Origin of the sequence: Intrasporangium calvum (genome assembly GCF_028446585.1) — a bacterium.
Taxonomy (GTDB): domain Bacteria; phylum Actinomycetota; class Actinomycetes; order Actinomycetales; family Dermatophilaceae; genus Intrasporangium; species Intrasporangium calvum_A.
Genome location: NZ_JAPFQL010000121.1, coordinates 1 through 7771, shown reverse-complemented (window position 1 = coordinate 7771; position 7771 = coordinate 1). Strand labels below are relative to the sequence as shown.

The window sequence follows — 7771 nt, the reverse complement described above, 5'->3', positions numbered from 1 at the left end:
CCGCTCCCCCGGTGACGACGAGGGGTCGCGCCAGCGCACCGGCGAGCACCTCGCGCCACAGAGCACTGCGGAACACGCCGCCGGTCGCGCGGATCGCGCTCACGGGGGTGACGTCGTCGAGCCCGTCGAGGACGGTGGCGAGCTGGAAGGCGACTCCCTCGACCGCGGCGCGGACGAAGTGCCCGCGGGTGTGGTGCTGGCGGATGCCGAGGAACGCGCCGCGCAGGTCGGCGTCCCAGAGGGGGCCGCGCTCGGCGAGGAGGAAGGGCAGCATGACCAGGCCCTCGCTGCCGGGCTCGACCTGCTCCGCGAGCGCGAGCACCTCGGCGTCGCCGACCGGGAGCCGCGAGGGGTCCGGTGTCGAACCAGGTCGCTCCGCGGCGAAGACAGAGCCCGCCCACCGGACGACGGCGCCGCCGTTGCTGATGGCGGTGCCGACGACCCAGGCGTCGTCGGTCAGGGCGTAGCAGAAGAGCCGGCCGGAGGGGTCGCTGCGCGGGCCGTCGACGACGAGCCGGAGCGCTCCGCTGGTGCCGAGGGAGAGGCCGGCGATGCCCGGGCGGATCGCCCCGGTGCCGAGGTTGCCCAAGGGGCCGTCTCCCGCACCCAGGACGACCGGTGTGCCCGCGGGCAGACCCACGCGCGAAGCCGTTCCACGCGAGAGCGGAAGGCTGGCGGTCGTGGAGCGAATGGGAGGCAGCTGGTCGGGGCGGACGCCCGCGAGGTCGAGCGCCTCGACGTCCCACGCGCGGTGCTCGATGGACAGCAGACCGGTCCCGCTCGCTGAGGAGAGCTCGGTGACGAGCTGCCCGGTGAGGGCGAGGAGGACGACGTCCTTGAGCCCGACCCAGGAGCGCGCCGACCGGGTGAGCTCGGGCTCGTGCTGGGAGAACCAGCGCAACTTGGTCAGCGGCGACATCGAGTGGACGGGCGTGCCACTGCGCCGGTGCAGGGATGCGGCGAGGGGGGTGGCCCGCAGCTCGCGGGCCACCTCACGGGCCCGGGCGTCGGCCCAGGTGACGATCGGGGTGAGTGGTCGATCCGCGTCGTCGAGGGCCACGAGGCCGTGCATGGCCGAGCTCACCGACAGGGCGAGGACCTCGGCGCCGTCGAGCTGCGCGACGACGTCAGCCAGGGAGCGGAGCATCGCGTCGAGGACGACGTCGACGTCCTGGACGCGCCACCCGGACTGCGGTCGAACCAGCGGGTACTCCTGTTGGGCCGTCCAGCGCTGCAGGTGCCGTGTGCTGAGGCCGGCCTCCGGGTCCCCCGACCGGCTCGGGTCGAGGACCTCGAAGCCGACGACCTTCGCGGCAGTGGTGCCGACGTCGATCCCGATGACGACCTGACGTGTCATGAGCGGGGTCGGGCCACGAGGTCCTCGGCGAGCCGGAGGACCTCGGACTGGACCGCGTCTGCGTGGTCGCCGCCGGCCAGGTCGAGCCACGCCAAGGTGCGCCGCACGGCCTGCTCGAGCGTCCCGGCCGCGAGTGCGACGACCTCGTCCGCGTGGGCGTCCGTGACCGGCGCCCCGACGCCGCGAAGGTGCACGACCCAAGCGGCGACGAGACGGAGAGCACCCGGGTTCACGCGTCCCGCCGCGAGCCCGGCCCGGACCACGGGCACGGCCCGGATCGGGATCTTCTGGGAGCCGTCGGCCGCGATCTGGGCGAGCAGGTGGCGGATCGACGGGTTGCCGTAGCGAGCCAGCAGCGCGGCGCGGTAGTCCCGCACCTCCTCCGCAGGCAGCGGCAGGTGGCCCGACGCGGCGTCCCACCACTGCTCGACCCACGAGCGCACCTCGGGGTCGGCGATGGCGTCGGCAACGGTCTCGTGGCCGAGCACGGACGCGGCGTAGGCCATGAGGGAGTGCGAGCCGTTGAGGAGCCACAGCTTGCGCTGCTCGAAGGGGCGCACGTCGTCGACGAAGCGCGCGCCGGCGGCCGCCCAGTCGGGGCGCCCGGCCGGGAAGTCGCCGGCGAGGACCCACTCGGAGAACGGCTCCGTGGGCACCGTCTCCGGGTCATCAACACCGAGCAGCCGGGCCACCTCGGCGCGGTCGTCATCCGTCGTGCGCGGGGTGATGCGGTCGACCATCGTCGTGACGAAGGAGACGTGCGCGCCGAGCCACGCGTCGAGGGAGGGGTCGACCGCGGCCGCGAGGTCGCGCACGACCCTGGAGACCATCTCGCCGTTGTCCGGCACGTTGTCGTTGGGCACGACGGCCAGGGCACCCGCGCCGGCGGCGCGCCGGGCGAGCAGTCCGGCCACGAGCCGGCCCGGCGTCGTGACCACGGGGGCACCAAGCGGGTCGTCCCGCAGGGAGGAGATGTCGGAGGCGACGTCGGCCGCGGTCGTGTCGAGCCCGCCCGTGGCGTTCCGTCGGTAGCCGGCCTCGGTCACCGTCAGCGTGACGACGGCCAGCTGCGGGTCGGCGAAGTAGCGGCGCAGAGCCTCGAGGTCATCGGCAGCGTGGACCGCGCTCAGGCTGGAGATGACCTCGGGACGCGCTCCCTCGGGTCCGCGGACGAGCAGCGTGTAGAGCCCGTCCTGCGCCGTCAGGGCCTCGGCCGTGGCCGGCGAGCGGCCCGTGAAGGCTGCGATCCCCCAGCCTGCGACATCCGAGGCGTGCTCGGTGTACCAGGCCGCGTGCGCGCGGAAGAAGTTGCCGACGCCGAGGTGGACGATCCGCACGGGCGCGGCAGGGCGCCCGTCCGTGCGACGACTCAGCCGACGCGCACGCCCGCTCTCGCTGGGACCGGGCCCAGCGGCATACGACGTGCTCACAGCTTGAAGGTCTTCCGCGGGATCGTCGTGACCAGGTCGATCGCGGTCTCGAGCGCCTCCTCCTCGTCGAGCCGGTGTTCGGCGACGAGCTGGGCCAGGTAGGCGCTGTCGAGGCGACGCGACATGTCGTGGCGAGCGGGGATGGACATGAAGGCCCGCGTGTCGTCGATGAACCCCGACGTGCGGTAGAACCCGGCGGTCTCGGTCGCCGCGCCACGGAACCGGCGGATCGCCTCCGGCGCGTCGAGGAACCACCAGGGCGCCCCGACGTAGACGCTGGGGTAGAAGCCCGCCAGCGGCGCGATCTCGCGCGAGTACACCGTCTCGTCCAGGGTGAACAGGACGAGGTGGAAGCCGTCCGCGGTGCCGAAGCGGTCGAGCAGCGGCTGCAGGCCCCGGGTGAACTCGGTGGCGTAGGGGATGTCGTGGCCGGTGTCCGGGCCGAACCGCTCCAGCGTCGCCGTGTGGTGGTTGCGGTGCACCGCCGGGTGCAGGGTCATCACGAGCCCGTCCTCGGTCGCCATTCGCGCCATCTCGACGAGCATGTGCCGCCGGAAGGCGGTCGCCTCGGCCTCGGTCGCCTCGCCACGCAGTGCCGCGGCGTAGATCCGGGCCGCCTCTGCCTCGTCCAGCGAGAGCGTCACGACATCCGCGTGGCTGTGGTCCGACGAGACGGCGCCGAGCGCCTTGAAGGTCCGGCGGCGCTCCTCGAGCGCGGCGAGGTAGCCGGCGTAGCTGCCGGTGTCGATGCCCGCGGCGCGACCGAGGGCTGTGGCCAGCTCGGCGAAGTCGGCGCGTGCGGGCTCCAGGTAGCGGTCGGGCCGGAACGTCGGGATGACGCGGCGCGTGAAGGCCGGGTCCTCCCGGAGCGCGGCGTGGTGACGCAGGTCGTCGGCCGGGTCGTCGGTCGTCGCGAGCACCGCGATGTCGAACCGGTCCAGCAGCGCCCGCGGCCGGAAGTCCGGGGAGGCGAGCCGCTCGGCGATCTGGTCGTAGATCGCATCGGCCGTGTCGACGTGCAGGCGCTGCCCGATGCCGAAGACCTCACCGAGCTCGCTCTCGAGCCAGAACCGGCTCGGGGTGCCCCGGAAGGCCGGCCAGTGCTCGGCGAGGAGGCGGAAGGCGCGGCGGGACTGCGTCTCGTCGAGGGTGCCCCCGCCGACGCCGAGCTCCTCCAGGGCGACACCCTGCGCGTGGAGCAACCGGTAGATGTAGTGGTCCGGCGAGATGAGCAGGGACGTCGGGTCCCCGAAGGGCACATCGTCTGCCAGCCACTGCGGCGGCACGTGACCGTGCGGCGAGATGATCGGCAGGTCGCGGACAGCCTCGTGGAGACGGCGGGCCACCGACCGCACCGCCGGGTCGGCGGGGAAGAGACGGTCCGGGTCGAGGACGAGCGGTCTGGCTGTCGCGGTCATGTCAACATCGTGGGGCGGCCGGACTCCGGGGACCACGTGTTGCCACGAGTTGCCAGCCGGGGTTGTCAGGGGCGGGGCGCCCCGTAACAGTGGGGGCCATGACGACCCAGACACCCGCCGCCCAGGAGTCCCCTGAGCAGGAATCCCCCGAGCAGGCCGCACGACGGGCCGCCCGGCTCGGCGGGCCGGACGGGGTCCTCGAGTCCGAGGCCGTCGAGCGCTTCATCGCCGAGCAGCTGGCCGGCACCGACCTCGACGGCAAGAGCGTGTGCATCGTGGTCCCCGACGCGACCCGGACGTGCCCGATGCCCTTGTTGCTCCGGGCCGTGCACCGGGCCCTGCACGGCCGCGTCTCGCGGATGACCACGCTGATCGCCCTGGGCACGCACCAGCCGATGAGCGAGGCGGCGCTCGCGCGGCACCTCGGCTACGCGGCCGGGCGGCTCGAGGAGACCTATCCGGGGATGACCGTCCTCAACCACGAGTGGTGGGAGCCCGAGACGTTCGCCGACCTCGGCACGATCCCGGCGGCACGGCTCGCGGAGCTCTCGGAGGGTCGCCTCTCGATGGACGTGCCGGTCCTGCTGAACCGGGCCGTCGTCGAGCACGACGTCGCCCTCGTGGTCGGTCCGGTGCTGCCGCACGAGGTCGTCGGGATCTCCGGTGGCAACAAGTACTTCTTCCCCGGCGTGGCCGGGCAGCAGATCATCGATGTCTCCCACTGGATCGGGGCCTTGATCACCTCGGCGGAGATCATCGGCACCACGGCGATCACGCCGGTGCGGGCGCTGATCAACGAGGGCGCCTCCCTGGTGCCGGCGCAGAAGCTCGCGTTCTGCATCGTCGGCGAGAGCGGCTCCCTCGACCTGCACTCGATCTCGTTCGGCGACACCGACGCGGCGTGGGCCAACGCCGCCCAGGTGTGCGCGGCCACCCACGTCACCTACCTCGACGAGCCCGTCCAGCGGGTCATCTCCGTCATCCCCACGATGTACGAGGACATCTGGACCGGGGCCAAGGGCTTCTACAAGCTCGAGCCGGCCGTGGCCGACGGCGGGGAGGTCATCCTCTACGCCCCGCACATCACCGAGATCTCGACGAGCCACCCGGAGATCAACGAGATCGGCTACCACTGCCGCGACTACTTCGTGAAGCAGTGGGACCGCTTCAAGCACCTCCACTGGGGCACGCTCGCCCACTCGACCCACCTCAGGGGAGCCGGCACGTACGACGCCGAGACGGGCGAGGAACGCCTGCGGGTCAAGGTGACCCTGGCGACCCGTATCCCCGAGGAGGTCTGCCGGGCTGCCAACCTCGGCTACCTGGACCCGGACTCCGTCGACCTCACGGCAGCCGAGGCCGACCCCGACACCTTCGTCGTGCCCAACGCCGGGGAGACGCTCTTCCGGCTGCGCTGACCGGTCGAGCGCCGCACCACGAGCCGGGCCGGCATGACGATCGGCTCACGGCTCGGCACCGCACCGCCGATCATCGCGACGAGGTTCTTGACCGCGGTGGCACCCATGGCCTGCAGTGGTGCGGCGACGGTCGTGAGCTCCGGCTCGATGATCTCCGACAGGAGGGTGTTGTCGAAGCCGATCACGCTCACGGCCTCGGGCACCGGCACGCCGAGCCGGTTGAGCCCCTTGAGCACCCCGATGGCGACCGCGTCGTTGTAGGCGATGACGGCGGTCGACCCGGCCGCGACGACCTCACGGGCGCGCCCGAACCCGGCGTGGACCGTCGGCGTGTTGCACGGACCGATCCGCCGGACCCGGAGGTCGAGCTCGATGGCCGCCTCGCGCAGCCCCAGCCAGCGCGCCCCGTCGGTCCAGCTCGCCTCCGGCCCGGCGACGTAGGTCACCGTCTCGTGTCCCAGCTCGGTGAGGTGCTCGACGGCCCGACGGATGCCCCGCGCGTTGTCGACAAGGATCGAGGGCACCTCGGGAAGGCGCCGGTTGAGGACGACGACGGGCTTCTGCTTGGCCATCATCCGGATCGCGCTGTCCGACATCCGGGAGCTCGCGAGGAGGACCCCCTCGACCGCCCCGAGCTCACGCTCGGTCCACTCCCGCTCGAGCTGCGCGTCCTCCTGCGTGTGCGAGAGGAGCAGGGTGTAGCCCAGCTCGTGGGCGGCCTCGTGGGCGCCACGGATGATGTCGGCGTAGAACGGGTTGGTGATGTCCGTGACCACGAGGGCCAGGGTCCGGGTCCGACTCGAGACGAGCCCCGGCAGCGTGGTCGTGCGGTAGCCCAGCTGCTCGGCGGCGTCGAAGATCCGCCGGGCCGTCTCCGCCTTGACGCGCCCCGGCCGCGCGAAGGCGCGCGACACGGTCGAGGCGGCAACGCCTGCGGCCTGGGCCACGTCGTAGATCGTCGGTCGGCGATCCATGCGGTCAATCTAGGGGGACGGACAGACCGCGGCAACGACGTCCACGGTGGCGCGCCAAGGGCGGCAACACATGGCAACCCGTGTGCCGTGGGCCGGCCCGTGCCTACTTTGGCACGCATGGACAAGGCGGTGACCATCTACGACGTGGCCAAGGCCGCGGGCGTCGCACCGTCGACGGTGTCCCGGGCCTTCTCCCGTCCGGGGCGGATCAACGCCGCGACGGCGGAGCGGATCCTGCGCGTCGGAGCGGCGCTCGGCTACCAGCGACCCGGAGGACGTCCTCTCCCCGCTGCGGAGGACGGCGCGTCGCCCGGCACGGGCCGAGAGCGTCGAGCAGCGCCCGTCGGGCGGATGATCGCGCTGATCATCCCGGACATCACCAACCCGTTCTACTTCGAGATCATCCGGGGTGCCGAGCGGGCCGCGTCGGAGGCCGGTTACACGCTCGTCCTCTCGGACACCCAGGAGTCCCGCCGCCTCGAGCGCGACGCCCTCGAGCGGACCAGCGCGGTGGTGGCGGGGCTCCTGCTGACGAGCACCCGGATGGACGACTCGGACCTGCTCGACGTCTCGCGCCAGACCCCGGTGGTCGTGCTCAACCGGGCCGTCGACGGCGTGCCCAGCGTCGTCACCGACAACCGGTCCGGAGTGCGCCTCGCGGTCGAGCACGTCGTCGACCTCGGGCACACCTCGGTGACCTACGTCGCCGGCCCCGAGGCGTCCTGGGCCGACCGGGAGCGCTGGACCGCGGCGCAGGAGGCGTGCCGGGAGCTCGGTGTGCGGGTGCGCCGGGTCGGCCCCTTCGCCCCCACCGTGGACGCCGGTGCCTACGCCGCACAGGCCGTCACGGGCCAGCACGCCTCGGCCGTGCTCTGCTACAACGACCAGCTCGCCATCGGCCTCATCCGGGGACTCCGGCTGCTCGGCGCGCACGTCCCCGAGGACGTCAGCGTCATCGGCTTCGACAACACGCTCGTCGCGGACCTCGTCACCCCCGGCATCACCACGGTCGCTGCGCCCCTCGACTCCCTCGGTGCCACCGGCGTCAGCGGCCTCATCGGCCTCGTCACGGGGCGGCGCCGGCCGGAGCCGCTCGTCGTGCTGCCCTCCATCCTCGTCGTGCGGGAGTCGACGGGGCCCGGGCCCGCCTCCGCCTGAACAGACAGAAGGGGCC

The 7771-nt window shown here is 72.9% G+C and carries 6 protein-coding genes; 2 read left to right on the top strand and 4 right to left on the bottom strand.

Going from position 1 to position 7771, the window contains the following annotated elements; translation table 11 throughout:
- The 3 genes from OO014_RS18465 to uxaC form a co-directional block, all read right to left on the bottom strand.
- On the bottom strand, positions 1 to 1357 hold a 1357-nt coding region (locus OO014_RS18465; RefSeq protein ID WP_272463795.1), incomplete at its 3' end, for a gluconokinase.
- Positions 1354 to 2787, bottom strand: a complete 1434-nt coding sequence (locus OO014_RS18460; RefSeq protein ID WP_272463794.1) for a mannitol dehydrogenase family protein — start codon at positions 2785 to 2787, stop codon at positions 1354 to 1356. The genes OO014_RS18465 and OO014_RS18460, both read right to left, overlap by 4 nt.
- Complete coding sequence (gene uxaC / locus OO014_RS18455; protein WP_272463793.1) at positions 2784 to 4205, bottom strand: glucuronate isomerase; 1422 nt, start codon at positions 4203 to 4205, stop codon at positions 2784 to 2786. Before uxaC ends, OO014_RS18460 begins: the two co-directional genes overlap by 4 nt.
- A gap of 98 nt (positions 4206 to 4303) precedes the next feature.
- Between uxaC and OO014_RS18450 the strand changes: the two genes are divergently transcribed.
- Positions 4304 to 5623 (top strand): lactate racemase domain-containing protein, encoded by a 1320-nt coding sequence (locus OO014_RS18450; protein ID WP_272463792.1) that lies wholly within the window; start codon positions 4304 to 4306, stop codon positions 5621 to 5623.
- Here OO014_RS18450 and OO014_RS18445 read toward each other — a convergent pair.
- Positions 5524 to 6597 carry a LacI family DNA-binding transcriptional regulator gene (locus OO014_RS18445; RefSeq protein WP_272463791.1) on the bottom strand — a complete coding sequence of 358 codons (1074 nt, stop codon included), beginning with the start codon at positions 6595 to 6597 and terminating at the stop codon, positions 5524 to 5526. The two genes, OO014_RS18450 and OO014_RS18445, sit on opposite strands and share 100 nt — an antisense overlap.
- A gap of 117 nt (positions 6598 to 6714) precedes the next feature.
- Here OO014_RS18445 and OO014_RS18440 point away from each other — a divergent pair, with 117 nt between their 5' ends.
- A complete protein-coding gene (locus tag OO014_RS18440; protein ID WP_272463790.1) occupies positions 6715 to 7755 on the top strand; it encodes a LacI family DNA-binding transcriptional regulator in 1041 nt (346 codons plus the stop codon).
- Positions 7756 to 7771: the final 16 nt, after the last annotated feature.

Coding starts and splice junctions, on each gene's coding strand:
- uxaC (WP_272463793.1), bottom strand. CDS start 4,205: ATGACCGCGACAGCCAGACCGCTCGTCCTCGACCCGGACCGTCTCTTC.
- OO014_RS18450 (WP_272463792.1), top strand. CDS start 4,304: ATGACGACCCAGACACCCGCCGCCCAGGAGTCCCCTGAGCAGGAATCC.
- OO014_RS18445 (WP_272463791.1), bottom strand. CDS start 6,597: ATGGATCGCCGACCGACGATCTACGACGTGGCCCAGGCCGCAGGCGTT.
- OO014_RS18440 (WP_272463790.1), top strand. CDS start 6,715: ATGGACAAGGCGGTGACCATCTACGACGTGGCCAAGGCCGCGGGCGTC.